General features: G+C 59.9%; 26 protein-coding genes. 5 read left to right on the top strand and 21 right to left on the bottom strand.

The features are described from left to right. Positions 1 to 208: 208 nt before the first annotated feature. The 9 genes from NKH71_RS12290 to NKH71_RS12250 all read right to left on the bottom strand — a co-directional run bounded on the left by NKH71_RS12290 (position 209) and on the right by NKH71_RS12250 (position 9,643). Positions 209 to 1,084, bottom strand: a complete 876-nt coding sequence (locus NKH71_RS12290) for an aldose 1-epimerase (RefSeq protein ID WP_023717013.1) — start codon at positions 1,082 to 1,084, stop codon at positions 209 to 211. A 5-nt stretch (positions 1,085 to 1,089) separates the two neighbouring features. Further along, positions 1,090 to 1,890, bottom strand: a complete 801-nt coding sequence (locus tag NKH71_RS12285) for a FadR/GntR family transcriptional regulator (protein WP_245278497.1) — start codon at positions 1,888 to 1,890, stop codon at positions 1,090 to 1,092. A 2-nt stretch (positions 1,891 to 1,892) separates the two neighbouring features. Beyond that, complete coding sequence (locus tag NKH71_RS12280; protein WP_023717011.1) at positions 1,893 to 2,894, bottom strand: ABC transporter permease; 1,002 nt, start codon at positions 2,892 to 2,894, stop codon at positions 1,893 to 1,895. Next, positions 2,891 to 4,411: a sugar ABC transporter ATP-binding protein gene (locus NKH71_RS12275; RefSeq protein ID WP_352483848.1), complete on the bottom strand. Its 1,521-nt coding sequence runs from the start codon at positions 4,409 to 4,411 to the stop codon at positions 2,891 to 2,893. The genes NKH71_RS12280 and NKH71_RS12275 overlap by 4 nt, the downstream gene beginning before the upstream one ends. A 94-nt stretch (positions 4,412 to 4,505) precedes the next feature. Continuing rightward, a complete protein-coding gene (locus NKH71_RS12270) occupies positions 4,506 to 5,489 on the bottom strand; it encodes a substrate-binding domain-containing protein (protein ID WP_023717009.1) in 984 nt (327 codons plus the stop codon). Positions 5,490 to 5,521: 32 nt separating this feature from the next. Further along, the gene (locus NKH71_RS12265) at positions 5,522 to 6,298 is read right to left on the bottom strand and encodes an SDR family oxidoreductase (RefSeq protein WP_352589065.1); all 777 of its coding nucleotides are present in this window, start codon (positions 6,296 to 6,298) and stop codon (positions 5,522 to 5,524) included. Positions 6,299 to 6,303: 5 nt separating this feature from the next. After that, positions 6,304 to 7,476 (bottom strand): galactonate dehydratase, encoded by a 1,173-nt coding sequence (dgoD, locus tag NKH71_RS12260; protein WP_023717007.1) that lies wholly within the window; start codon positions 7,474 to 7,476, stop codon positions 6,304 to 6,306. Positions 7,477 to 7,663: 187 nt separating this feature from the next. Beyond that, positions 7,664 to 8,719, bottom strand: coding sequence for an alpha/beta fold hydrolase (locus NKH71_RS12255; protein WP_352483847.1), 1,056 nt, complete (start codon positions 8,717 to 8,719; stop codon positions 7,664 to 7,666). Between the two features lie 339 nt (positions 8,720 to 9,058). Then, on the bottom strand, positions 9,059 to 9,643 hold the full coding sequence (locus NKH71_RS12250) for a glutathione binding-like protein (protein WP_023717005.1): 585 nt from the start codon (positions 9,641 to 9,643) through the stop codon (positions 9,059 to 9,061). A gap of 459 nt (positions 9,644 to 10,102) precedes the next feature. Between NKH71_RS12250 and petA the strand changes: the two genes are divergently transcribed. From petA to NKH71_RS12230, 4 genes are read left to right on the top strand one after another with little or no spacing between them, the layout of a single operon-like run. Then, a complete protein-coding gene (petA, locus tag NKH71_RS12245; protein WP_031193388.1) occupies positions 10,103 to 10,579 on the top strand; it encodes a ubiquinol-cytochrome c reductase iron-sulfur subunit in 477 nt (158 codons plus the stop codon). A gap of 16 nt (positions 10,580 to 10,595) precedes the next feature. After that, positions 10,596 to 11,891, top strand: coding sequence for a cytochrome b (locus tag NKH71_RS12240; RefSeq protein ID WP_352483846.1), 1,296 nt, complete (start codon positions 10,596 to 10,598; stop codon positions 11,889 to 11,891). Positions 11,892 to 11,914: 23 nt separating this feature from the next. After that, positions 11,915 to 13,432: a mechanosensitive ion channel family protein gene (locus NKH71_RS12235; protein ID WP_352895040.1), complete on the top strand. Its 1,518-nt coding sequence runs from the start codon at positions 11,915 to 11,917 to the stop codon at positions 13,430 to 13,432. Positions 13,433 to 13,458: 26 nt separating this feature from the next. Then, positions 13,459 to 14,370 (top strand): pirin family protein, encoded by a 912-nt coding sequence (locus NKH71_RS12230; protein WP_023717000.1) that lies wholly within the window; start codon positions 13,459 to 13,461, stop codon positions 14,368 to 14,370. A 66-nt stretch (positions 14,371 to 14,436) separates the two neighbouring features. Here NKH71_RS12230 and NKH71_RS12225 read toward each other — a convergent pair whose 3' ends face one another. From NKH71_RS12225 to NKH71_RS12185, 9 genes are all read right to left on the bottom strand, one after another. Continuing rightward, entirely contained in the window at positions 14,437 to 14,868 is a 432-nt protein-coding gene (locus NKH71_RS12225) for a DUF1810 domain-containing protein (protein WP_023716999.1), read from the bottom strand. A gap of 41 nt (positions 14,869 to 14,909) precedes the next feature. Next, complete coding sequence (locus NKH71_RS12220) at positions 14,910 to 15,191, bottom strand: GNAT family N-acetyltransferase (protein WP_352483845.1); 282 nt, start codon at positions 15,189 to 15,191, stop codon at positions 14,910 to 14,912. Between the two features lie 54 nt (positions 15,192 to 15,245). Further along, positions 15,246 to 15,980: a sensor histidine kinase gene (locus NKH71_RS12215; RefSeq protein WP_023716997.1), complete on the bottom strand. Its 735-nt coding sequence runs from the start codon at positions 15,978 to 15,980 to the stop codon at positions 15,246 to 15,248. A gap of 128 nt (positions 15,981 to 16,108) precedes the next feature. Beyond that, positions 16,109 to 16,546 (bottom strand): CBS domain-containing protein, encoded by a 438-nt coding sequence (locus NKH71_RS12210; RefSeq protein ID WP_352483844.1) that lies wholly within the window; start codon positions 16,544 to 16,546, stop codon positions 16,109 to 16,111. A 138-nt stretch (positions 16,547 to 16,684) separates the two neighbouring features. Beyond that, positions 16,685 to 17,206 carry a carboxymuconolactone decarboxylase family protein gene (locus tag NKH71_RS12205; RefSeq protein WP_352483843.1) on the bottom strand — a complete coding sequence of 174 codons (522 nt, stop codon included), beginning with the start codon at positions 17,204 to 17,206 and terminating at the stop codon, positions 16,685 to 16,687. Positions 17,207 to 17,476: 270 nt separating this feature from the next. Beyond that, positions 17,477 to 17,923 (bottom strand): hypothetical protein, encoded by a 447-nt coding sequence (locus NKH71_RS12200; RefSeq protein WP_352895039.1) that lies wholly within the window; start codon positions 17,921 to 17,923, stop codon positions 17,477 to 17,479. 252 nt (positions 17,924 to 18,175) lie between these two features. Then, complete coding sequence (locus NKH71_RS12195; protein ID WP_352483841.1) at positions 18,176 to 18,577, bottom strand: cupin domain-containing protein; 402 nt, start codon at positions 18,575 to 18,577, stop codon at positions 18,176 to 18,178. 45 nt (positions 18,578 to 18,622) lie between these two features. Next, entirely contained in the window at positions 18,623 to 19,381 is a 759-nt protein-coding gene (locus NKH71_RS12190; protein ID WP_352483840.1) for an SDR family oxidoreductase, read from the bottom strand. Positions 19,382 to 19,447: 66 nt separating this feature from the next. Beyond that, the gene (locus NKH71_RS12185) at positions 19,448 to 20,239 is read right to left on the bottom strand and encodes an alpha/beta fold hydrolase (protein WP_023716991.1); all 792 of its coding nucleotides are present in this window, start codon (positions 20,237 to 20,239) and stop codon (positions 19,448 to 19,450) included. Between the two features lie 470 nt (positions 20,240 to 20,709). On the opposite strand from NKH71_RS12185, the gene NKH71_RS12180 reads away from it, so the two are divergent. Further along, the gene (locus tag NKH71_RS12180) at positions 20,710 to 20,937 is read left to right on the top strand and encodes a DUF680 domain-containing protein (protein WP_352483839.1); all 228 of its coding nucleotides are present in this window, start codon (positions 20,710 to 20,712) and stop codon (positions 20,935 to 20,937) included. 258 nt (positions 20,938 to 21,195) lie between these two features. Here the strand turns inward: NKH71_RS12180 and NKH71_RS12175 are convergent, their stop codons facing one another. The 3 genes from NKH71_RS12175 to NKH71_RS12165 form a co-directional block, all read right to left on the bottom strand. Next, a complete protein-coding gene (locus tag NKH71_RS12175) occupies positions 21,196 to 21,945 on the bottom strand; it encodes a glucose 1-dehydrogenase (RefSeq protein WP_352589056.1) in 750 nt (249 codons plus the stop codon). 113 nt (positions 21,946 to 22,058) lie between these two features. Beyond that, entirely contained in the window at positions 22,059 to 22,421 is a 363-nt protein-coding gene (locus NKH71_RS12170) for a hypothetical protein (RefSeq protein WP_352483837.1), read from the bottom strand. Positions 22,422 to 22,470: 49 nt separating this feature from the next. Then, positions 22,471 to 23,451, bottom strand: a complete 981-nt coding sequence (locus tag NKH71_RS12165; RefSeq protein WP_502896349.1) for an alpha/beta fold hydrolase — start codon at positions 23,449 to 23,451, stop codon at positions 22,471 to 22,473. Positions 23,452 to 23,571 lie beyond the last annotated feature (120 nt).

Genomic DNA, 23,571 nt, shown 5'->3' with positions numbered 1-23,571 from the left:
AATCTGCCAGGTACATTCGGAGTAGGCCCGTACCGTGCCGTCAAGCAGACAAACTGCGCAGCGACATCCGGCAAACGTCGAACGGGCTCACGGGTTCCCGGTCGCCGGAGTTCCCTCTTCCCAAGCTCACTTTGGACGAAAAGCCGGCTAACCGGACATGCTGGCCGACACCGACATACGCCAACTCGAGGGCGCCGCAGAGGTCCGTCTAATTGACGGCGAAGCTGCAACGGGCTGCCAGACTCTCGCCAGGGCCAAGCACCGACAGTCCATTCCATTTGTCGATCGAACCACGATTGTGAGCATCGACCGCATGACTGACCGGTTCAAAACAGAAGAAGTCGCTCTCGTCCGATGGCGAATAGACCAGGTAGAAGTTCAAGGGCGACGAAGCTTCAATCCGCAGGCTGCAACTGTGCTCCGGCCACGATATGGTAGCGACGCCGTCCCAGCCGGCAAACAGATTGTTTATCCATCCGCTCGGCAATACGGCCGGGGCGCCGAAATCCCAATCGGGACGGGTTTTGACATCCACAAACCGTTCGGGGAGATGGCTGGGCAGTTCGAGACAAACCTGCGAGGCCGGCGCATGAAGCGCGGTCCGTGCCGTTCTCGGGAACCATGGATGGATACCAAGCCCGAACGGCAGCCTGACCGAGGCCCGATTGACGATGCGAAGCTTCAGCTCGAGCCCTTGTCTGGCTAGCGCGTAGCTCACATCGGCGCGATATCGGTATGGGCCGGGTCCTTTGCTGATAAGGGACAGCTTTGCGTTATCTTGCGCTACGCTGTCGACGTCCCACTCGCTCGAAAATCCATTGCCGTGAACGGGAAATGGCTCGCCTGCAACATTGGCAGGCAGTTCGTGGAATTTGGAGTCGAATGTGAATCCGCCGCCCGAGATGCGATTCGACCACGGCAAAAGCAGGTTGCAGGCAAGGTCGAATGGGTTGCTGCTCCCGCCGTTTGGCCAAGGCCTGAAGATCGGCACGCGCCCATGGTCCAGTCTCGCAAGACCTGCCCCAAGCGACGGGACGATTTCAGCGGACAGGTCTCCGCTTCCGATTTTGATCGTTCGGACCATCAGTTTCAGACGGTATCGGCCTTGGCAGCGGCGATCGGCTGTGGATGGCGGCCTTTGCGAGCCACTGCAAGGAGGTCGTTCGACGCGATCCCGATGAGCGCCTTCATCTGATCGTGAGCGTCGTCGGCCCTGCGCATCCGGATTGCCTCCAGCACGTCGCCATGCGCGCTCAGCGTCTGCTGGTAATTAGCGGTGGCCGATGTGGTCAATCGGAAGGAGAAGCTGAGGGCGGCAGCAAGCATATTGCCGAGATTGGCGAACACCGGGTTGCGGCTGGCACGAAGGATGGCGGTATGAAACCTGACGTCGGCATCGAGACACGCAGCAAGGTCGTCCTGCGGAGCAATGCGCATGGCCTCATAGGCGGCTTCGATGACTGCGAGATCGCCTGACGTCGCCATCTTGGCCGCAAGGTGGGCGGCCGCGGGTTCAATGATCAGCCGCGCCTCGATCAATCCGCGGACGAAATCGAGATCGGGCTCGATATCGCGCATCCATTCCAGAACCTGTGCATCCAGCCTGTTCCATTCGCTCGACACGCGCACACGCGTCCCGGCCCGCTTGCGTGCCTCGATCAATCCTTTCGCCGAAAGCGTCAGAAGAGCATCGCGAAGCGCCGTGCGGCTCGCCCCGTAGATAACGCAAAGTTCAGCTTCCGTCGGCAAGACGGAGTGCTGCGCGTAGGAGCCGGCGAGGATTCGCTGTCCGAGATCGCGTGCGATGCGATCCTTGAGCGATGACGTGGCGCCATCTGCGGCAGGAATGTCCTGCTTGCCTTGGCCAGTCGAAGCGATCGCCGTGTCCATCGTCATGTCCTGTTCAAGTGGTACTCGGCAATTACCACAGCAAGTATCAGCAGCGAGCCCTTGGCAAGCAACTGATAGAAGGTTGGCACGGACGTCAGTATCATTCCGTTGTTGAGGACACCAATGATGGCGACGCCCAGTAGTGCGCCGACGATCGTGCCCTTACCGCCCTGCAAGGCGCAGCCACCCAGAACGGCCGCTGTGATGGCCTCGAGTTCCAGGCCTTGGGATCCGGATACGGGCTGCCCCGAGCCGGTACGGGCAGCCAACAGAATCCCGGCCAATCCGGCCGCCACTCCACTCATGATGTAGATGCCGACACGGTAGCGGTTGATGTTGATGCCGGAGAAGCGTGCAACAACGGGATTGCCGCCCAGGGCATAGATGTTGCGGCCAACGATCGAGCGGGCAAGGAAGAGATGGAACACGATCGCGGTCAGCAAAAGAATCCAGATCAGCAGAGGCAGGCCGAGGATTCGTCCGATCCCAATGAAGCGGAAAGTGTCGCTGAAAATCGCGATCGATTGCCCATCGGATATGATGAACGCGATGCCGCGGAAGATCGCCATCGTACCGAGAGTCGCGATGACAGCGTTGACCCGCCCGTAGGTGATGATGATGCCGTTCACGAGGCCGGCAAGACCACCCAGGACCAGGCCGGCAAGAATGCCCGCTGCCGGCGATCCGGTCGCCTGAATGGCCATTGCCGTCGATACTGTGGTCAGACCGACGATTGCGCCGACGGCAATATCAAGCCCGCCGGCGACGATGACCACGGTCTGGCTCATCGCCAGGACGCCCAGGATGGTAATGCCCAGACCGATGTTCAGCAGGTTTCGGCTCGAGAAGAACACGTCGCCTCTCAGAGTGCCGAAAATGAGCACGAGAATGGCGAGAGCAACCAGGAGGCTTATGTTGTGAATGCCGATGCGCTCTGCCATGCGCAAGGAAGGGCGTCTTTTGCCGGTTTGTGTTGTTGCTGTCCTGAGCTCAAGGCTGTTCACTGAATTTGTCCTCCGAGCGATGCTACAGATTGCGGCATGGCGTGCTTCAGGATCGTGGCCTCATCGATGTCTGGGCGGGAAAGTTCGGCCGTGATCCGGCCTCCAGCCATGACAAGCACCCTGTCGGCGAGCCCGATCAGTTCGGGCATTTCCGAGGAAATCAGGATTATGCCGATACCGCTTGCGGCGAGTTCATCGATCAGGCGATAGATTTCCGCCTTGGCGCCGATGTCGATGCCGCGGGTCGGCTCGTCGAGGATGAGAAGCATCGGCTGCCGGGCAAGCCAGCGCGCGAGAACGACCTTCTGTTGATTGCCACCCGACAATTTCGAAACCTGTTCGTCGAGGTTGGGCGCCTTGATCGACATCTTTGCTGCAAGCGGTGAGACGATCTCCAGTGCCTTGCGCCGGTTGAAGAAGCCGAAGGTCGACGTCTTGTCGGGCACGCAAAGCGAGGCGTTGTCAAGAATGCTTCGGAACAGCAGCAGGGCCTCGTGCTTGCGGTCTTCGGGGGCGAAGCCGATGCCTGCCACGATCGCTGCATGCGGACTGTTGGGGCCAACGGGCACGCCGCTCATCGTTATGGTTCCGTCGAGGCGCCGATCATAGCCGACAATCGCCTTTGCCAGCTCGGATCGACCCGCACCCATAAGGCCGGCAATGCCGAGCACCTCGCCGCGGCGGACCTTGAGGCTCACATCGGTGACGTGGTCGGTGGTCAAGCCCGCCACCTCCAGCAACGGTAGCCCCGATTGCCACGTCTCGCGCGTAAACAGATCGGCGATGTCACGGCCGACCATGAGTTTGGCTATGGTCTGCTCGCTGGCACCGTCCGCGCGGGAATCGTCGACCAGCCGGCCGTCCCGCAAAACGACAATGCGATCCGCAAGGTCGATGACCTCGTTCAGCCTATGAGAGATGTAGACGATCGAAGTGCCCTCTTCGCGCAGCCGCCGAATTACTGAAAACAGACGGCGCGCTTCGTCGTCGGTCAGCGACGAGGTCGGCTCATCGAATGCGATCAGCTGGCCGCCAGCACGTATGGCGCGCATGATTTCGATCATCTGGCGCTGTGCCGGGCCGAGCGTGCTGCAGAGTTGACGCGCCCGCATATCCTGCTGCATGCCGAAGGTCGCAAGCACCTTGTCGGTCTGCTCCTCGAGCCTATGCCAGTCGAGCAGGACGCCTGCCAGCCGTGGCAGTTCGCCGACGAAAATGTTCTCGGCCACGGTCAGGTTCGGAACGATCTCCGGCTCCTGATGGATGACGCGTATTCCGGCTCTGTGGCTGTCGCGCGGTTCGCTGAAAACGATCGGCGTGGAGCCATACAGCACGGTGCCGGTGTCCGGTGCGAACACGCCCTCGAGAATTCGCATCATTGTCGATTTGCCGGCGCCATTCTCGCCAACCAGAGCGAGCACCTCTCCTGGCCGAAAGGCAATCGAGACATTGTCGAGCGCCTGCACGACGCCGAAGCGCTTCGATATCCTGTCGAGCGAGAAGAAATCCGATTGCATCAAAGCTCACTCCCGAGGATCGATCCCGTGTGCCTGCCGACGAACTGCCGGCCCAAAGAGCGTCATGCGCCCTGCGGCATGACGCATATCTGGTTCAGTGGCAGAGCTTGGCTTTGTAGTCCGACGCAAAATTTTCGGCGGTGATGTATTCCGGGTCCGTGAAGGACTGAACGGGAAGCTTCGTTCCGTCCTTGATGGAGGCCAAGAGAATCTTCACCGCCAGCGCGCCATGATTTTCCGAATTGAGCCACATCGTACCACGGAACGCCGAGGGCTTTCCGGATCCGAAAGCGTCACAAGCGCGGCTCCCGTCGATGCCGATCCCCATGCCCTGGTCTGCGGTATAGCCGGCGTTTTCCAGGGCTCGCGCACCACCCAGCACGCCATCATCGTTGCATGAATAGAATATCCAGTTCGTGACGCTGGGATTGGCCGTCAATGTGGTGGTCATCACGTCGATGGCGTTGACCATCGTATTGTCGTAGGGGACGCGAACGATATTGCCCGGCTTGAAATCGGACACCGCCTTCAGGAATGCTTCTTCCGCGCCCTTGTTGCGCTGCATGCAGGTATCCGCTTTGCGGTCCTCGATCGACGCGATGCGCACCTCTTTACCCGCCCAGCCGTCGGCCTTGTAGAGCTTGGCAAGCTCTTCGCCCACCCGCGCACCGATGTTGTAGGCATTCATGCCGACATAGGGGACCTGAGTGCCGTCCTCGTAGTAGATGTCGTCGTCGACCGCCACCAAGGGAATTTTTGCGGCCTTTGCTTTCTCGGCGATGACCGGTCCCAGCGCCTTGTCGGGGACGACAATGGCGATGCCTTTTACGCCATCGCCGACCATCGTATCGAAGGTCGTGATCGTCAAATTGGCGTCGAACTGAACGTCCTGCGACACGAACGCAGCCCCTGCCGCCTCGGCCGCTTTCTTGGCGCCGCCGACTTCGGCGACAAACCATGGATGGTCTCCCATCTTGTTGATGTAGCCGATCTTGATGTCGTCTGCGCTTGCTGCGCCACTCATCAGTCCGGCAGCCAGTACCGCAAATGTCGCCAAAGCCTTTGTTGTGGTTTTCATGAAGATCCTCCCTGAGAGCTCGATGGTCGTTGCTAGTCGTGGTAGAGAACCGAGCGCCCACCATCGATGGTGATCGTCTCGGCATTTATGAACGGCGCTTCGTCCGAAGCGAGGAAAACCGCCGTCATTGCAACCTCGTCCGGCCGGCCAATGCGCTTGGGCGGATGAAGGTCGTAGGCTCGCCGCTTCTCCTCGGCGGGGTTCGGGAATGTGTTCCAGTAGGCTTCCGCGATCGGCGTCTCGATATAGCCGGGGGCGATCGCGTTCACCCGGATACCGCGCGCGGCATATTCGATGGCCAGCGAACGGGTCAGGCCCAAAAGTGCATGCTTGGCGACCGGATACGGGAATGTACGGGGAATGATCTGGAACGCGTGACAGCTCGCTATGTTGACGATAGACCCCGAGCCCTTCGCCAGCATCGTCGGCAAGACTGCCTTGGCGCAGAACCATGCGGCCTGGAGGTCTAGCTTGAGACAGCGGTCCCATTCCTCATCCGGCATCGCCAGTGGTTCGTAGAAGACGTTGGCACCGGCATTGTTGACGAGAACGTCGACGCCGCCATAGCTCGTGATCGTGCGGGCGACCATGTCCGCGACCGCGGATGCGTCCGTGACATCCGTCTCGACGAACGATACGTCGGCGCCTCCGACACGCAGTTCGTCGGCGATCGCTTTGCCGCTTGCCGCATTCAGTTCGGCAATGACGGTCTTTGCCCCATGCATCGCAAAAGCCCGGGCGGTGGCGGCACCGATGCCTTGGCCGGCGCCTGTGACGATTGCGATCTTTCCTTGCAGCCGGCCTGCCATTGCATTCACCAGTCGACCACGGTGCCGTCCGGCATGACGGCGTTGCGGGCATGCAGCACTTCCTGCTTGAAGGGGTGGCGCGCGATAACGTCCTCCTTGACGGTGACGCCAAGGCCCGGCAGTTCGGGCAGATCCCAGCGGCCTGGCTTGCGCCGAATTGGCCAGGTAACGACATCGTCGTACCAGGCGACGGCACCGGACATCTCCTCCTGAATGACAACGTTTGGGGTCGATATGCCGAAATGAAGAGCAGCCACACCGGCGATCGGACCGAGCGGGTTGTGCGGCGCAAGGCCGATGCCTGCGGTTTCCGCCATGGCCGCGATCTTCTTTGTCTCGAGCAGACCGCCAGTGTGGCAAATATCCGGCTGGGCAATGTTGAAGGCGCGGGCTGCGATCGAGTGCGTGAATTCGCGGCGCCCGATCAGCCGTTCGCCGGACGCGATCGGCACGGCCGATCGCGCCGTGATATGCGCCAGTCCGGCAACATCTTCGGGCGGCACGGGCTCTTCCGCGAACATGATGCGGGCCGGCTCGATTGCCTTGAGGTAATCCATCGCCGCGTTAACCGATGCAGGGCGTCCGTGGAAATCAACCATGATGTCGATATCCGGGCCTACCGCCTCGCGAAGTGAGCCAACCATGTTGGCAACAGAATCGACTGCCTTCGCAGGAGACACGTAGTGGGTGTAGGGAATGCAGACGACCTTGACCGCATCGTAGCCTGCTTGCGTCACGATGCGTCCGCGTTCCACGATGGCATCCGCGGATCCGGTCTCATAGACCGCCTTCATGTCCCCGAGGCCGAGATGCGTATAGGTGCGCAGATAGTCGCGGACCCGACCGCCCAAAAGGCGCCAGACGGGGACGCCCAACGACTTGCCCAATATGTCCCAGAGCGCGATCTCGATGCCGCTGACGGCGGACATTCCCTCGACGCCAAGACGCCAAAAGCCGTGCCGCGTAAGTATCTGGTAGCACTGCTCCACATTGCGCGGATCTTGCCCGATGAGCAGGGCCTCAAGGTCCTGAAGCGCCCCAACGACGGCTCGGGTCTTCCATTCCAGCGTTGCCTCACCCCAGCCAAACAGCCCGGGCTCGTCGGTTTCGACGCGAACGAAGACCCAGTTGCGCATTTCCGCATTGCAGACGCGCGCCTTGATGGCCGTGATTTTCATTGGTCCTCCCAGACCTGCCGTCTTTTTTCGAGGCAATATGTATGATTTATTACGGATAATATGAACGAGTCAAGCGCAACATCGATGTGGACCAGCGCCTCGCCTCGACGTTCAGCGCAAATGCGCAACCATCATGTCCTCGCCACCCATCCAGCGCAGGCATCAGCAGCTCACTCAGCTTGCCTGATCAGTATTCGCTGACGTCGATGACAGCCTGGGCAAAGGCTTGCGGGGCTTCTTGAGGCAAGTTGTGGCCGATACCGCCGATGATGATCCGGTGCGTGTATCTGCCCGAGAATTTCTTGGCGTAGGAACTGCTGTCGGGATGGGGTGCACCATTGGCATCACCCTCAAGGGTAATGGTCGGCACTGTGATCACGGGAGCTTCGGCCAGCCGGTTTTCCAGAACGTCATATTCCGGCTCGCCATGTGCCAGGCCGAGCCTCCAGCGGTAATTGTGAATGACGATGCTGACGTGATCCGGGTTGTCCAGGGCTGCGGCGCTGCGCTGGAAGGTGTCATCGTCGAAATTCCACTGCGGCGAAGCGAGTTTCCAGATGAGTTTGGCGAAATCGCGCGTGTATTTCTCGTAGCCGGCGCGGCCGCGATCCGTGGCGAAGTAATACTGATACCACCATTGAAGCTCCACCTCCGGTGGCAGCGGCACCACGCCGACCTGCTGATTTCCGATTAGATAGCCGCTCACCGAGACGATCGCCTTGCAACGCTCCGGCCAGAGCGCGGCAACGACATTGGCCGTTCGGGCGCCCCAGTCGCAGCCGGCGATCGTGGCCTTTTCGATCCCCAGCGCATCCATCAGCGCGATCGCATCCGCGGCGAGCGCCGACTGCTGGCCATTGCGCATCGTCTCGTCCGACAAAAATCGCGTAGTGCCGTAGCCGCGCAGGTAGGGCACAATCACGCGGTACCCCTTTGCGGCAAGCAGGCGAGCGACGTCGGTGTAAGTGTGAATGTCATAAGGCCAGCCATGAAGCAGGATCACTGGGGCACCTTCGGCGGGCCCTAGCTCCGCATATCCGACGCTCAGCTTTCCGGCATTGACCTGGCTGAGCGAGCCGAATGATTTCTGCCTGGGTTGCATCGCGGATGCCTTCGCCTCGACCGTCCAAGTGGCTGCCGGTGCGTTCAAGCCGAGTTCGGTGGCGGCGAACGTCATTGCCGTTGCACCAACAATGCGTCGGCGGCGATGATCGACCGTCTCGGGAGCTTTATTCGCATTCATGATGAAGCCTCTATGATGACCAACAAGCGGGAGCGACCAGAACCCGCCGCCGTATCGGCCGACAGGAAATATTGCGCCTATTCCGACGGTGACTGCGACGAATCCAGGATTGTAACCGCTCGGCCAGGAGGCAGTGCGGCGAATTCTGACCGGATGCCGGTAAGGTCCAGCGTTTCCTCGATTTCCCTCCTGAGAAATTCGAGACGTAGGCCGTCCCCGCGCTTGGAAGCGGCTGGATGTAGCATCCGCAGAAACGGCAGCATGAGAATGACTCCTGATCTTTGTTGGGGTGAGAGGATATATTGCGTCTGATCTTATGCTCGGAGCCACCCTCGGCTTTTAGACGAGGCCCTCACGATCCATTGCGATGCGCACGGCCGGTCGCGCAGCCATTCGGGCGCGAAGCGCTTGCAAAGGCGCGGGAACAGGGACGTGGAAGCGGGCCGCCCAAAGCAGCATCACGAAAAGATAAAAATCCGCCACGCTGGGTTTGTCGCCGAACAGATAGTCGGTCTCGAGCCCGTCAGCGACGAACTCGAGTTGGCTCGTAATCGCCGCGCTCGCCTTGGCCTTTTCGGCATCGCTGCTTTGGTGCCACATCGGCTTGAAGCTTCGGTGTATTTCAGTTGAGACGTAGGCCAGCGCTTCGAGAACGCGGGTACGGCCCAACGGCCCCGCCACTCCCAGTGCCGGGTATTGTGACGCAATCCAGTCGAGGACTGCGATATTTTCCGTCAGCGCTTCGCCGCTATCCAGCACGAGGGCTGGAACATAGCCCTTGCGCGTGACGGTGGTGAAATCATCCCCGGAGCTCGTTCGTTTGGTTTTGAGGTTCACGCTTTCGCGCTCGAAGGAAACACCGGCCTCTTCCAATGCGATGTGATCCGCCAGGCTACAGGCGAGAGGGCTGTAGTAGAGTTTCACCGTTTTCCCTTTCTGACCCCGATTGAGTTCCGCAATTGGTCGTCGCCGGGCGAAAACCTGCCCAGCGCCACGCGAGACAACTGCTCCAAAAACTCGCACTTGGCGGGGACGACGACTACGACACCGACAGCTAGGCATGCCTGTGCCGAGGTATGATCGGGCTGAAGTTCGGGATCGCCGTGCGCAATGCCGGACGGTATCTCAGCTCAGTGGCCAACGGTTACCTGGAGGAATTCAGAACCTTCCATGACGGCGTCATCGCCAGCCCGGCCAGTCCTTCGCTCAGGAAATCATAAACGAAAGTATTGGACGCACGCGCCGTTGGCACGATGGCTCACACCCGGCCACGGCCGGCATATTCCGCGCGGCATGAGCAGACTGGAAGGCGAAAGCTGTGGCCTGCTTTTGCTCGATTGCCACCAACGCGATGACGCAGCTTCCAACATAGGAGTCGCCATCATGGCCGACCTTTCCGAAACCTCCACAGCCGAGCACACATTGCACGTCGAAGCGCCCGACGCGATCGAGGTCGACGTCTCCTCGCTGAGGCCAGGAACGTCGCTGATCGTCGACTGGCACGGCAATCCGGTGGTCGTGCGCAACCGCACTGAGCAAGAGATGAAGGACGGCCAGTCAGTCAGTCTCGCCGAGCTCAAGGATCCAATCGCCCGCAACGCCAACCTGCCGGTCGACGCGCCGGCAACCGACGCTAACCGAACTATGCCGGGCAAGGAAGCCTGGGTGGTGATGGTCCAGGTCTGCACCCATCTCGGCTGCATCCCGCATGGTCAGGAAGGCGACTTCGATGGCTGGTTCTGTCCGTGCCACGGTTCACAATACGACACCGCCGGCCGCATCCGCAAAGGTCCGGCACCCGAGAACATGGCGGTACCGGTGTTCCAGTTCGTTTCCGACACCAAGATCCGCATTGGTTGAGGCAGGGGGCATTTCGATGAGCGGCGACAAACACTCGACCTATACGCCCAAAACCAGAATCGCACGTTGGTTCGATGCCCGCCTGCCGCTGCCGCGGCTGGTGCACGACAGCTTCATCGTCTATCCGGTGCCGCGCAACCTGAACTATGCCTATACGTTCGGCGGCATTCTCACGATCATGCTGGTTTCACAGATCCTGACCGGCATCGTGCTGGCCATGCATTACGCTCCTGATACGGGACTGGCCTTCAATTCAGTCGAGGAGATCATGCGCGACGTGAATTCGGGCTGGTTGCTGCGCTATCTCCATTCCAACGGCGCGTCGTTCTTCTTCATTGCCGTCTACATCCACATCTGCCGCGGGCTCTACTATGGTTCCTACAAGGCGCCGCGTGAGCTGCTGTGGGTGCTCGGTTGCACCAATCTCCTGCTGATGATGGCGACGGCCTTCATGGGCTACGTGCTGCCTTGGGGACAGATGTCGTTCTGGGGCGCTACTGTCATCACCAACTTCTTCACGGCCGTCCCACTGATCGGCGACTGGCTCCAGCAGCTTTTGCTCGGCGGGTTCGCGGTCGACAATCCGACGCTGAACCGCTTCTTTGCGCTGCATTACCTGCTGCCATTTGTGCTTGCGGGCGTGGTGACCTTGCATATCTGGGCGCTTCACGTCGTCGGCCAGAACAATCCGACCGGCATCGAGGTCAAATCGAAAACCGATGTCGTGGACTTCACGCCCTATGCCACCGTCAAAGATGCCTTCGGCATCCTCGTGTTCCTGTTCTTCTTCGCCTATTTCGTCTTCTACCTGCCGAACTATCTCGGCCATCCCGACAACAACACGATCGCCAATCCGCTGAAGACGCCGGCCCACATCGTGCCGGAATGGTATTTCTTGCCGTTTTACGCGATCCTGCGGGCCATCACCTTCAATATCGGGCCGATCGATTCCAAGCTCGGCGGCGTGCTCGCGATGTTCGGCTCGATCGCGGTGCTGTTCCTGGTGCCGTGGCTCGACACCTCGAAGGTGCGCTCGGCGGTCTACCGCCCCTGGTACAGGGTGCTCTTCTGGCTGTTCGTTGCCAATGCCCTCTTTCTCGGCTGGCTCGGCTCCCGACCGGCGGAAGGCGCCTACGTCGTCATGTCCCAACTGGCGACGCTTTACTATTTTGCGTTCTTCGTCATCGCCATGCCGGTGCTCGGGCTGATCGAAAAGCCGCGACGGCTGCCGAATTCGATCACCGAAGCAGTTCTCGAAAAAGACAAGGCCAGCGGCCGAGGCCCGATCGCCGGGCCGGAGGCCAAACATTGAACTGTGAATGGCGGTGATCGTTCATGAACTGGTGGAACTCTCCTCTGGTCTACATCGTGTTGCTCGGCCTCGCCGGGATCGTCGTTTGGACCCTCATCCCCAGACGCTTCGCCAATGCGAAGCTGGTCGTCCAACTCAGCTTTTTCCTCGCGATGTCGGCCATGGTTCTCGACCTGCGCGTCGTGCCATACGAGGCCGCAGGGGACAACGAGACAACCGGAGGAGCGATCCTCATGGGCTCGGTCAAGCTGCTCTGGTGGGTTCACCTTGCCTGGGCGCTAATCGGATTTGTCCGTATCTATCTCGTTTTTGAGCGAAAGCCGCGCGAGGCACGTCTCCTGCAGGACGTCGTGGTCGGTATCGTCTATGCTGGAATGTTCCTGTCGATCCTGGCGTTCGTCTTTGCGGTGCCGGTCGGAACGCTCATTGCCACGTCCGGCGTGTTTGCCGTCATCCTGGGACTGGCGCTCCAGAATACGCTCGGTGACGTATTTTCGGGGATCGCGCTTAACCTCGGCCGCTCTTACGTACTTGGAAACTGGATCATTCTGAGCGACGGAACCGAAGGCCGCGTTGTCGAGACCAACTGGCGGTCGACCCAACTCCTGACCCCGACCCACAATGTCGTCGCGCTTCCGAACAGCCTTCTCGCCAAGATCGGGGTAACAAATCTAAGCGGTCCGGACGAGAGCCATGGACTTGCCGTAACCGTCAAGATGGCGCCAACGAAGACGCCGGCGATCATCGTAGACCTCATGCGCACCGTCTTGCTGAGCTGCAATTCAATCCTCCAGGACCCTTCGCCTTTGGTCACAATCAGAAGCCTGGATGCGGCAGCTATCGAGATCGAGTTGTTTTTTCGCGTCGCAAATCTTGACCAGCGAAGTGCCGCTCGGAACGAAATCTTCGATCTCATTTATCGCCATTCAAAGTCGACCGGCATGCTGCTGGCGGAGCCACTTTCGGCTTCGATTGCCATGACCAACCGGCTGAGCGACGAGAAGGCAGCCTCCCAAAGCTTCACCCCGATCGAACTCATCAGGTCCATACCGGTATTCTCGGCGCTAACGGATACCGAGCAGGAGTCGCTCGCCGCAGCGGCCTCGGTTCGCACCTACCATAAGGGCGAGATCATCGCACGACGGGGAGAGATGCTGCCGTCGCTCATGATCGTACGGACGGGAGTTATCGTCCGGCAAATTGGCGAGGACGATGCTCACCTGCAGGAGATCGGCCGGCTTGCACCCGGCGATTTCTTCGGCGAGACCGGCTTGCTCGCCGGCATTGGCGAGATGTCGAGTTTGCGGGCAATGACCCCCGTCGAGGTTTACGAGATAGACCAGGAAAGCTTTGCGCCGCTGCTGCACGAAAGGCCCGAAATGGCTGAAGATCTTGCGGCGATCCTGTCGAAGAGGGTGTCGGCTCTTAATGAAAGCGGCATCGCCGGACAGAACCACGCGAGCTCCAAATTCGCGCTCCTCAAAGCCATTCAGACAGTCTTTCGCGCCGCTCCGTTCAAGCGCGTTCGAGCACCTGGCTGACAAGGCATGCAGAAGGACAGAGATCCATGACCATCCGCCAAAGCGATATCACAGGCATCGATACAATCATCCAGCCGGCTATCCGTGATTTTGCCGACGGACTGAAGATAAGGCGCGTATTGCCCTCCTCGAATCGCCTGATGATCGGGCCCTTCATCCTGTTCGACCATTTCGGCCCCGCTATATTCGACGCAGGTCACGGTTTCGATATGGGACCGCATCCGCATATCGGCGTTGCGGCCGTGACCTACCTGATCGACGGCGAGATCGTCCACCGCGACAATTTCGGTAAAGTGCAGACCATCCGTCCTGGCGAGGTCAACTGGATGACGGCCGGGTCGGGCATCGTCCATTCCGAGCGCACGCCACCGGAAGTCCGGGCGTCGGGAAGCAATCTCTTCGGCGCTCAGGCTTGGATCGCCCTCCCCTCCCGCTATGAAGAAATTGCCGCCGACGTCGCACATTTTGGCGCTCCCGAAATACCCAGGATCTGTGCCGACGGCGTCGAGCTTACGTTGATCGCCGGCGCGTCTGACGGGTTGGTCTCGCCGGTAAGGACGTTCTCCGACATGGTCTATGCCGAAATTGTGCTCACGAGCGGTGCGCGATACCAGGTGAAACCCGAACACCGTGAGCGTGCAATCTACATCGTCGCCGGTGAGGTTGGAATTGTCGGCCAGTTCGGGACGTTTCATGAGGCCGAATTGATAGCTCTGGCGCCCGGCGCTGAGATTGTGCTCCAGGCGCCTGCCTTCCATGCGGCGAGGCTGATGCTGATAGGAGGCGAGCCCTTTTCCGAGCCACGTCATATCTATTGGAACTTCGTCTCCTCTTCAGCCGAACGGATCGAGCAGGCAAAGGCGGATTGGCGCGAACGCCGCTTCTCCGGCGTGCCGGGAGACCACGAGTTCATGCCTCTGCCAGATCGCAGCGTGTGAGGGATAAGGCAGCGGATGGTGACCTCAGCGCCGCGACAGCTTTACGCCGGTGGCGTAGGCAGACCACTACGATATCAAGTAGAGATCGTTCATCGTTTCCTCGTCGAGCAAACCGTCGAACCAGACGTCGAAGATTGTCTCGAGCAGGAACTCGTCGTTGCTTGCTTCGGAAAACAGCGTGAGGGACGCGTGCAACTTCTTCGCATCAACCTCACCGAAGACAGCGCGAGCGCTTAGGCCGGAGAGCCGCTGCAGTGTGCCAACACATTCCCGATAACGGCCTCCTAGGATCGGAAATGAGAGATAAGCGCTGGCTTCGTCGAGCGATGTGATTGAATATGGCTCAGGCGCAGTACCGCTTCGCCTGGTGGCCAACCTTGGGAAGATGAACTCCATATAGGGAGTGCACATCATTCCTTGACGGAGAATAGCCAGCGCGTCGTCGTAGACCGGATCCTGTGCGCTGACGAACCTCTGCAAATCATACTCGTCGTGCATTAGGATAGATCCCTGGGAAACCCTCAACATTCGTGCCCTGACTAGCCGTCGACGACATCTGCATAGTCCGGGTGCTTGGCGAAAAAGCGGCTCATGAAGGGACATTTCAAGATCGCTTTACGGCCGGTTTTGCGGAGCAGCTCGAAGGTGCCCTGCGCCAATCGCGACGCGATCCCTTGTCCGGAAAATTCCGACGGGACTTCGGTGTGTATCAGCGCGACCTTCCCGCCCTCGAGCCGATAGTAGGCCGCCGCAAACATATCGCCGGCGATCGGCAGCTCGAAACGGTCCTGTTCGACGTTTTCAACGACTTGTGCATCCATCTTTATCTCTCGATTGTATGTCACGTTTGTCACCGGAGGGAGATTGGCCGGCCGCTATCGCACCGCAGGCAACCGCAGAGTGACGGTCGTGCCTGCCCCAAGTGTGCTCTGAATATCGATGCTTCCGCCTGACTGCTCGGCAAAGCGCTTCACCATCGGCAAACCGACGCCGCCGAGGCCTTCGCTTTTGGTGGTGAAGAACGGATCGAAGGCGCAGACCATCGTCTCGCTGGTCATCCCGATACCGCTGTCCGCGACACGGATATCTACCTGACCGGCGGTAGAGCTTTCAGAGGCCAAGCCGGCATCGATCGAGATGAAGCCGCCGTCAGGCATTGCATCGCGCGCGTTGAACAGAAGATTCAGAACCGCATTTTGCAATCCAAGGCGATCGCATCTCACCAAAGGCAGGTCCGATCCAACCCGAAGCTCAAGACCGAAATTGGCATCCAAGGCGCTCCGCACGAGGGTTTCGATCTCAGCCAGGCAAGCACCTACGTTTGTGTATTCGATTTCCGCGGGGCTCTCTCGGGCCAGGCTGATGGTTTGCCGGACAAGGCCACCAGCCCGTTCCAAAGCCGTTTTGGCGCCGGCAACTACAGGCCCAAGCGCCGGAGCCGCTTGGATGCTCGGATCGCGGGCCAGGTGGTTCAACGCCGACGAGGCGACCTGAATGAGATTGCCCAGGTCATGGACGATGCCGGCCGTCGACATTTGCACGGACATACCACTTCCAGGACCATCGGATGGGCTGTCGAAGACATCTTCTTTTATGTCCGGACGAAACATTTCATTACCCCGTTGGCTCAGCCGACACCTATTTGCTTCAATACACTATAATTTATGGTATTTATTATCCATTATGTCTAAGAAGACTCCGATACATACTTCGGTATATCCAAACGCGAGACCATGATCTATTGATAGCCGATCCCGCTGATGTAGTTGGCAAGCAGCCGTTCCTGCAGTTCCTCTTGTTTGAAGAGCGCCTTCATCGCATCACGGATATCGAGGACGCCTAGCGGTTTCGAGTCAGCGCCGAGCACCGGCACATTCTGCAGGCCTTGCGCGGCCATGGTCTGCCAGACTGAATGAAGATCATCATCGGGACCACAAGACACGATGGACCGGCTCATCAATGCCGCAATCGGCGCTTCTGTTGGCCCTGAATTCGCTAGATGGCGGACAAGGTCGGACTTGCTCAGCACGCCTGCCGCCTCCCCACTGCCGTGGCACACCACGACCAGGCCTATTGCGGGCCTGGAAAGTGAGAGTGCTGCACTGCGGAGTGGAGCGTCGACGTCGATCACCATGAGACGGGCCGATATTACTGGATGCAGACTGTCAATGCGCATGACGCCCTCCTGAGAGCGCCTCGCGGCCGCGGCCGGGAGGCTGGGATCGGTTCCAGGGTTTGGTCGCCGAGGTCGGCGCCTTTGCCTGGCCGGTCAGAATGGCGCGAAAACAAGCGCCATTCTGACCCATTCCAAAGATTAGCTTAGCGCTGCTTTGCTCAGGCCAAACTTCGCATCCCCCGAGCCCGGGACCGGTTTGAAGCCGATGTTCAGACGGTTCCAAGAATTGACCGCCATGACGACGAAGGTCAGATCGGAGATTTCCTTCTCGGAAAGCTGCGACCTGACCCGATCGTAGACCTCGTCCGGGACACCCTGCTCGGGCAGCTTGGTCAAGACTTCCGTCCATGCCAAGGCTGCACGCTCGCGAGGAACGAACAGGGTCGAATCCCGCCAGGCTGCCAGGTGGTAAAGGCGCAGTTCGCGCTCGCCATGAATCTTCGCCTGTTTGACGTGCATATCAAGGCAGAAGGTGCACCCGTTCAGTTGCGCGGCTCGGACGGCAACAAGGTCGCGGATCGGTTCTTCGATCGACCCCTCTCGCGTCGCACCAAGAAATTCAATAAATTTCTTCAGAAGTTCCGGCGACTGCTCCGCATAACTCGCGCGTTGGGCGACGGCTTTTCCTTTCGGAGCGACCGGTGACGCTGCAATATTCATTACTTATCTCCTTGAGGTGTTTGCAATCCATTGCAGCGTAAGGATGACCGGTGAGCCAAACTGTTGCTATCGTGCCGATGATATGTATTGCCATTCGATCGGTTTGGGGCGCCTAAACCGAAGTATAGGAAGCGGTGGAAATTGGCACCCTGAACGCTGCCCTCGGCAATTCGCTTTGCCGCAGGCATGCGACAGGTGCGCGGCGTTTGGGTCACTTGAAGGGCGAGGCTGAACCGACCGGTGTCGATAGAACCTGGATCGAAACTGCGCTCACTCTTCGAAGGGAGCGTTCATCACAAGATCAACTGCCGAAGTCGCCTTGTAGCCGGAAACAAAGCGCTCGCCGAAGTCCCGGGCAAAGTTGTCGTAGGTGGTTTCCGGCCTGACCTCGGCGATATGGCAAAAGCATCGGGCCATCCGTCGCTTCATTTGGAGGCGTGGAAACTCACCGATGATCTTTGCAATCTCGGCTGACGAAACGAGGCTGTATTGCAAGCCGACGACATCGAGGCAGATGCCGGCTGTGCAAAGCGCCACCTCAGCCTCCTTGTAGAAGCCGATCGACGGCGTCGAGTTGAGGGCGATGCTGTCCCAGATCAATTGGGCGCGCCGCTCGTCGAAGCCGCCTTCCCGAACGAAGGTGCGGGCGAGATCGGCGCCTTCCACTTCGAAACGGCGCGGCCCGGCGAAGTCCTCATTGAGCGTGACGTCATGCAACAGAGTTGCAACGGCAACAACCTCCGCGTCGTGCTGGATATTCTGAATCTGTCCGATCCGGGCCGCGAAAAGCCAGGATCGGACCACGTGGTTGAACAAGTAAGGTTCACATCGCTCGCGAGCATGTTCGATCGCTCGGCCGACAAGCGGTGTATCGGGGACCGAAATCCCCGCAAGTGTGCGGCTGGCGATCGAATTCATGTCACTGACCGTCCCTTCGCATATGCCCCGATGGTCCGGAGGGCCACGATTTCATTTCGCGTTCGTCGTCAGTTCCGTCTCGCTGGTGTCGACGACGAAAATAGCAAGCAGACGAGCGCCTTCCGTCTTGCTGGCGTTTTCGCTGACGGCATGACGGTCGCCCGGGAATTCCGAGAAACTCTCGCCGGCGCTATAAGTCTTCACCGGCCCATCGTTGACCTGGCTTCGGATCGCTCCCTCCAGGACCGTGGCATAGATGAACGCGGATTTGGGATGGGTATGGGCCGGCGACGTACCCCCCGGCGCGTACTCGACGAGCACGGCTTTCATGCTCTTGCCGGGCACGTTTGGAAGGGCCTGGTCGTAGACAAGCTTCACACTGGCGGCGTCATTGGCCATTGCTGCGGTGACGGAAGCGGCGGTGAGCGCGGCGCAGAGAAGTGTTTTGATCATGTCTGGTCTCCTTGTTGTGCGAATGGTGGACTATCCGATGATTACTTATTTCGGTGGTGTGTATCGGCTGAGCCAATCATCGAAACGCACGGCGCCGATGCGCGCGTTCTCGCCGGGCACCAGCGTTCGATCGTCGATTGCCACCTGGCCGTAGTAGAGCGCGCCGGGATCCGGGACGACTTTGCGCGGGTCGTTGGTGGCCTTCAGGAAGCGCTCGACAAGTTCGCTCATGCGAACGCGCTCCGGGCCGGCAATTTCGATCATGCCGTTCAACGGCGCGGCAAGCGCGACGTCCGCCATCGCATCGGCAACATTATCAGCCGCCATGGGTTGGAAGTAGGCCGGTGACATATGAATGGTATCTCCGACAGCGCCCGTGTTTGCGATGGCGGCGGTGAATTCGAAGAACTGCGTGGCGTGAACGATCGTGTAGGGAATTCCGGACTCCCTGATCAGCTTTTCCTGAAGCAACTTGCCGCGGAAATAGCCCATGCCCTGCAGCCGGTCGGTACCGACGACCGACAGCGCCACGTGATGACGGACACCGGCAGCCGTTTCGGCGGCAAAAAGATTACGCCCGGATGCCTCGAAGAACTCCAGGGCAGCCTTTTCCTCGAACGACGGCGAGTTCGCGAGGTCGACGACGACCTGCGCACCGGAAAGCGCGGCGGCCAGACCCTCTCCCGTAACGGTGTTGACGCCCGAATTCGGCGACGCCGCAAGCACGTCGTGTCCTTTGTTTCGCAGTCTCTCCACGGTCTTTGAACCGATCAGCCCGGTTCCGCCTATGACGACGATCTTCATGTCTAGTCTCCTGGTGTTGCGTGTCTATTTTCGTTGCTCGATCGGATGCTGGGCGTTTCCGGCCTGCTACTGACTGACCGATGCAGCAGCATCCTCGATGAGTGACGTGACCTCGTCGGGATGCGAGACCATGAGCGCGTGGGACGCGCCCTCGATGACGACGGTCTTTACCGCGTGCGCACGCTTGGCCATGAAACTCATGACGGCTGCCGGGATGTTCCGGTCATCTGAGCCGTAGATCATGTAGGACGGCAGCGTCTTCCATGAGGCGACGCCCGAGGCTTCAGCCAGAGCTGCCTGCGCAACAGGGCGTTGAGTGGCAGCCATCAGCAAGGTCTGCTCTTCCGGAACGTCGGCGGCGAACTGGGCGCGGAACTTGGCCGGCTGGATGAAGAGGTCTTGTCCGCCGTCCGGCAACGCGACTGGAGCAAGCGCGCTACCCAAGGTGCTGCCGGGAAACATGCTGGACAATGTAAGGCTCGATTCGCCGGTATCCGGCGCGAATCCCGCCACGTAGACCAAGGCCTTCACATTGGGATTGCCATTGGCGGCCTCGGTGATGACAGGCCCGCCGTAGGAATGCCCCACCAGCACGACCGGCCCGGAAACCGACCGGACGATGGCTGAGACTGCTTTCGCATCGCTGGCAACGCTGCGGAGCGGATTGGCTGCGGCTATCGCTACATAACCGTCTTTGCTGAGTTTCGTGATGACTGCGTCCCAACTCGACGATTCCGCGAAGGCGCCGTGCACCAGTACGATCGTCGGCTTGGGCTGAGAATTCGCGGCCTGCGCCATCCCGCCGCCCGACGCGGCAAGCGCCGCAGTGAGCGCCAGGACTCGAGTTATGTTTCGCATTTGCTTTCTCCCGTGTGGCCTGTGGTGACCAATGCTCAGGAGAATGCGCCGATGCGGCCCGCCAACCTATTGTGCGGAAGGGTCTGTCATACAATGCCAAGGTGCAGGGTAGGTCACCAGGGAGATCAGGTGCCTTGCAGCATGATTGAGGTATCTATGCCGAGTGTGCACTGTCGGCAGCCGTCTGAGCAGACACTGAGGGCGCGCGCGGCCGGAGAGTGTTTGCAAGACGCCGCTGCCGCCGTGGCGAGAACCTGGCGCGGTCGATCCGTTGAGCGCTGGTGAGCCGGCCGGATCGAACACGGCGGCAAAGCCTCCTCTCGTCAACGACATAGTTCCTGGCCTTCGGCCCGCATCGCCCAATGCCTTGGTATGGGTCAAACCGCCGGACCGTCTGATCGTGTCGCTGGGTCACGACATTTATATTTGTATGGGTGAATACCATCCAAGCTATTAATGGAGTTACTGAAATGAAAATGACAGTCCTTGCTGCCGTCGCGCTTGTTATTACAGCAGGAAGCGCCATTGCCGGAAGCGACCACTATGGATCAAACGGAGCCCAGCAGCCTGCGACTGCGTCTGACAACATGTATACATCCTCGATCAGAAAAATGAACAGCGATACCGGGGTGCCGAAAACCGTACGCAAGCCGACTGTTCCCAACGATGAATATGGCCAGGGCATCTGGGGTCACTGATCCCGACCTACAGAAAATTGAAGGACCGGGGCGAGACCTCGGTCCTTCAGCCCTATCGGCGAGCCGACTTCTCTCTTGCGCGTCGATCCCTGCAATGCGACTTGCCGCTTACAATTTGCACCACGTCGGCGAAACGTCTCGCCTCCGACCTATTTGGAGGGATTCGTGCGGCAGCTTCCCGGAAAATCGTCGTGAGGAAGACCGATTGCTCAGGCATTATTCGGCCGTCTATTGGCGCGACGACTTCGCAGTCGTGGCTCAGAGCACTGCCATCCCGCCGTCGACCCGCAGATTGATGCCCGTGACGAAACTGCTCGCGTCCGAGGCAAGGAACAGGGCGGCTTTTGCCAGCTCTTCCGGCTGCCCCATCCGGCCCAAGGGTATTGCCTCAGCCATCGCCTTTTCAAACAGCCCGCGCTGCTCAAACGGTATGCCTAGCTTATCGAGAATAGCCGTATCCACCGGACCTGGGCTAAGCACGTTGACCCGGATACCGCGAGACTTCAGTTCGATCGCCCAAGCGCGCGCAAAGGCATTTATGGCCGCCTTGGAGCCCGCGTAAACAGCATGACCGTCCAGAACCTTCTCGCTGGCCAGCGAGCCTGTGAGGATGATTGCGCCGCCGTTCCGCATGATCGGAATCAGCTTCTGGACGCCGAAGAAGACGCCTCGCGTGTTGACGGCAAATTGCGCATCATATTCTGCCTCGGAGACGTCGGCCGAGTGGGTGATGGTGTTTACGCCGGCGTTCGCCATATAGATGTCGAGCGCCCCGAACCTCTGGAGGATCTGCTGCGCCACCTCATCATGGTGCGCCACGTCGGCCACATTTCCCTGAATGCCCAGCGCGCCTGCCCCGATCTGCGCGACCGCTTCCTCGACCGCCTGCCGCCGGCGGCCGGTAATGACGACTTGCGCGCCCTCGGCGGCAAAGATTTTTGCAGCCGATAGTCCGATCCCGCTGTTTCCGCCGGTGACCACCGCGATCTTGCCTGAGAGTGCGCCCATGTCGTTCCTGCCTTCGAAAAATTGTGCCGGTGCTGCTGCGATAGTCGCAACCGCTGGCCAAGAAAATTTCACGCCGAATTGAGACCGCCAAAATGAGCGGCAATCGCAAACGGCTACCGATTGATAAACTCGCGGCGCTTAGCCAGTTTGACGTCTTGGAGAGCGCAGTGGCCTTCAAGGCAGAACAAGCGCGCGGCGGCGACCCCCGACAGCGCGACGTAGTGTCGAACACCGGCGATCGCCTCCGCGCTGCACAGGCGCGGTTGCCCGAATGGCAGCCGTGTCGCAGCACATGTTTCGCGCCTTTGCCAGCGCTCCAGCTCGATGGCGCAGTGGTTCGGTTCCACAATCCGGGACATGAGCCGGCAGAACCAGCATTCAGGCCACCGCTCGGCTATGCGAGCGCACAAGGTTTGACCTGGCGCGCCACCCGAAATGCGGTTCAGGGCGCGCGAAATATTGCCAAAGGTGGTCATCGGCGGCTCCAAGGAATTGCGGAAAACATGCGGTCGTGACTGAGGCTTGCTATCCTTTGATGAAGGCGAGCAGGTCAGCATTGACCTGATCCTGGTGCGTGGCCGTAATCCCGTGGGGTGCGCCGGGGTAATAGATATCCTTTGCGCCTTTGATCAGTCGGGCCGACTTGACTGCCGAGTCCTTGACGGGGACGATCTGGTCGTCCTTGCCATGCAGGACCAAGGTTGGCACATCGAACTTCTTGAGATCCTCGGTGAAGTCGGTCTCGGAGAACGCCTTGACGCTTTCATACGCGTTCACGAGACCCGCCTGCATGCTCCAGAGCCAGAACTGATCCAGAATCCCCTGGGAAACCTTGGCGCCTGGCCTGTTCGCGCCGTAAAACAACGGTGCGAGGTCCCGGTAGTACTGCGAACGATCCTTGACGAGGCCAGCCCTTATGCCGTCGAATACCTCGATCGGCAGGCCTTCCGGATTGGCCGGCGTCTTCACCATGATCGGCGGAACAGCGGCGATAAGAACAGCCTTGGCCACCCGCTTCGTCCCGTGCCGTCCGATATAGCGAGCAACCTCGCCTCCTCCGGTGGAATGTCCGACCAGCGTGGCGTCCCGGAGATCCAGCGCCTCGATCACGGCTGCAAGATCGTCCGCATAGCCATTCATGTCGTTGCCGGACGTGGCCTGGCTCGATCGCCCATGGCCGCGCCGGTCATGCGCAACCACGCGGAAGCCGTTATGGGCAAGAAAGAGCATCTGGCTGTCCCAGGCGTCGGAATTCAGCGGCCATCCGTGCGAAAATGTGACGACAGGACCCTTACCCCAGTCCTTGTAGTAGATTTCGGTGCCGTCCTTGGTCGTGATGGTGCTCATCGTCTTGGTTCCTTTGGTTGAGGGGGAAGAGGGAAGGTTTTGTTTTCGGCTCGCGGCCGAAGCAGCGCGGGGCAGTCCGGCGGCAACGGTGGCGATCAGGCCGGCCAACAAGACATCGCGGCGAGATCCGCCGACGGAGAAAAGTCCGTCGTTGTTCATCATGTCCATCCATGTGCTTTGAACATCCTGCTCACCATCACGACCGTCGAATCGGCCCGTGCGGTCGCGGTCGGGGAGGAACGAGCGAGGAGCGGTAGAAACGCGACGGTCGTGATGGCT

Origin of the sequence: Mesorhizobium sp. M0983, assembly GCF_040318975.1 — a bacterium.
Lineage (GTDB): Bacteria > Pseudomonadota > Alphaproteobacteria > Rhizobiales > Rhizobiaceae > Mesorhizobium.
This window is presented reverse-complemented; position numbering and strand designations above follow the sequence as displayed.

What these genes read in the sequence shown, in the direction of transcription:
- NKH71_RS12290 (WP_023717013.1), bottom strand. Translation starts at nt 1,084, where the DNA reads ATGGTCCGAACGATCAAAATCGGAAGCGGAGACCTGTCCGCTGAAATC.
- NKH71_RS12285 (WP_245278497.1), bottom strand. Translation starts at nt 1,890, where the DNA reads ATGGACACGGCGATCGCTTCGACTGGCCAAGGCAAGCAGGACATTCCT.
- NKH71_RS12275 (WP_352483848.1), bottom strand. Translation starts at nt 4,411, where the DNA reads ATGCAATCGGATTTCTTCTCGCTCGACAGGATATCGAAGCGCTTCGGC.
- NKH71_RS12270 (WP_023717009.1), bottom strand. Translation starts at nt 5,489, where the DNA reads ATGAAAACCACAACAAAGGCTTTGGCGACATTTGCGGTACTGGCTGCC.
- NKH71_RS12265 (WP_352589065.1), bottom strand. Translation starts at nt 6,298, where the DNA reads ATGGCAGGCCGGCTGCAAGGAAAGATCGCAATCGTCACAGGCGCCGGC.
- dgoD (WP_023717007.1), bottom strand. Translation starts at nt 7,476, where the DNA reads ATGAAAATCACGGCCATCAAGGCGCGCGTCTGCAATGCGGAAATGCGC.
- NKH71_RS12255 (WP_352483847.1), bottom strand. Translation starts at nt 8,719, where the DNA reads ATGAATGCGAATAAAGCTCCCGAGACGGTCGATCATCGCCGCCGACGC.
- petA (WP_031193388.1), top strand. Translation starts at nt 10,103, where the DNA reads ATGGCCGACCTTTCCGAAACCTCCACAGCCGAGCACACATTGCACGTC.
- NKH71_RS12240 (WP_352483846.1), top strand. Translation starts at nt 10,596, where the DNA reads ATGAGCGGCGACAAACACTCGACCTATACGCCCAAAACCAGAATCGCA.
- NKH71_RS12235 (WP_352895040.1), top strand. Translation starts at nt 11,915, where the DNA reads ATGAACTGGTGGAACTCTCCTCTGGTCTACATCGTGTTGCTCGGCCTC.
- NKH71_RS12230 (WP_023717000.1), top strand. Translation starts at nt 13,459, where the DNA reads ATGACCATCCGCCAAAGCGATATCACAGGCATCGATACAATCATCCAG.
- NKH71_RS12225 (WP_023716999.1), bottom strand. Translation starts at nt 14,868, where the DNA reads ATGCACGACGAGTATGATTTGCAGAGGTTCGTCAGCGCACAGGATCCG.
- NKH71_RS12220 (WP_352483845.1), bottom strand. Translation starts at nt 15,191, where the DNA reads ATGGATGCACAAGTCGTTGAAAACGTCGAACAGGACCGTTTCGAGCTG.
- NKH71_RS12215 (WP_023716997.1), bottom strand. Translation starts at nt 15,980, where the DNA reads ATGTTTCGTCCGGACATAAAAGAAGATGTCTTCGACAGCCCATCCGAT.
- NKH71_RS12210 (WP_352483844.1), bottom strand. Translation starts at nt 16,546, where the DNA reads ATGCGCATTGACAGTCTGCATCCAGTAATATCGGCCCGTCTCATGGTG.
- NKH71_RS12205 (WP_352483843.1), bottom strand. Translation starts at nt 17,206, where the DNA reads ATGAATATTGCAGCGTCACCGGTCGCTCCGAAAGGAAAAGCCGTCGCC.
- NKH71_RS12195 (WP_352483841.1), bottom strand. Translation starts at nt 18,577, where the DNA reads ATGATCAAAACACTTCTCTGCGCCGCGCTCACCGCCGCTTCCGTCACC.
- NKH71_RS12190 (WP_352483840.1), bottom strand. Translation starts at nt 19,381, where the DNA reads ATGAAGATCGTCGTCATAGGCGGAACCGGGCTGATCGGTTCAAAGACC.
- NKH71_RS12185 (WP_023716991.1), bottom strand. Translation starts at nt 20,239, where the DNA reads ATGCGAAACATAACTCGAGTCCTGGCGCTCACTGCGGCGCTTGCCGCG.
- NKH71_RS12180 (WP_352483839.1), top strand. Translation starts at nt 20,710, where the DNA reads ATGAAAATGACAGTCCTTGCTGCCGTCGCGCTTGTTATTACAGCAGGA.
- NKH71_RS12175 (WP_352589056.1), bottom strand. Translation starts at nt 21,945, where the DNA reads ATGGGCGCACTCTCAGGCAAGATCGCGGTGGTCACCGGCGGAAACAGC.
- NKH71_RS12170 (WP_352483837.1), bottom strand. Translation starts at nt 22,421, where the DNA reads ATGACCACCTTTGGCAATATTTCGCGCGCCCTGAACCGCATTTCGGGT.
- NKH71_RS12165 (WP_502896349.1), bottom strand. Translation starts at nt 23,451, where the DNA reads ATGAACAACGACGGACTTTTCTCCGTCGGCGGATCTCGCCGCGATGTC.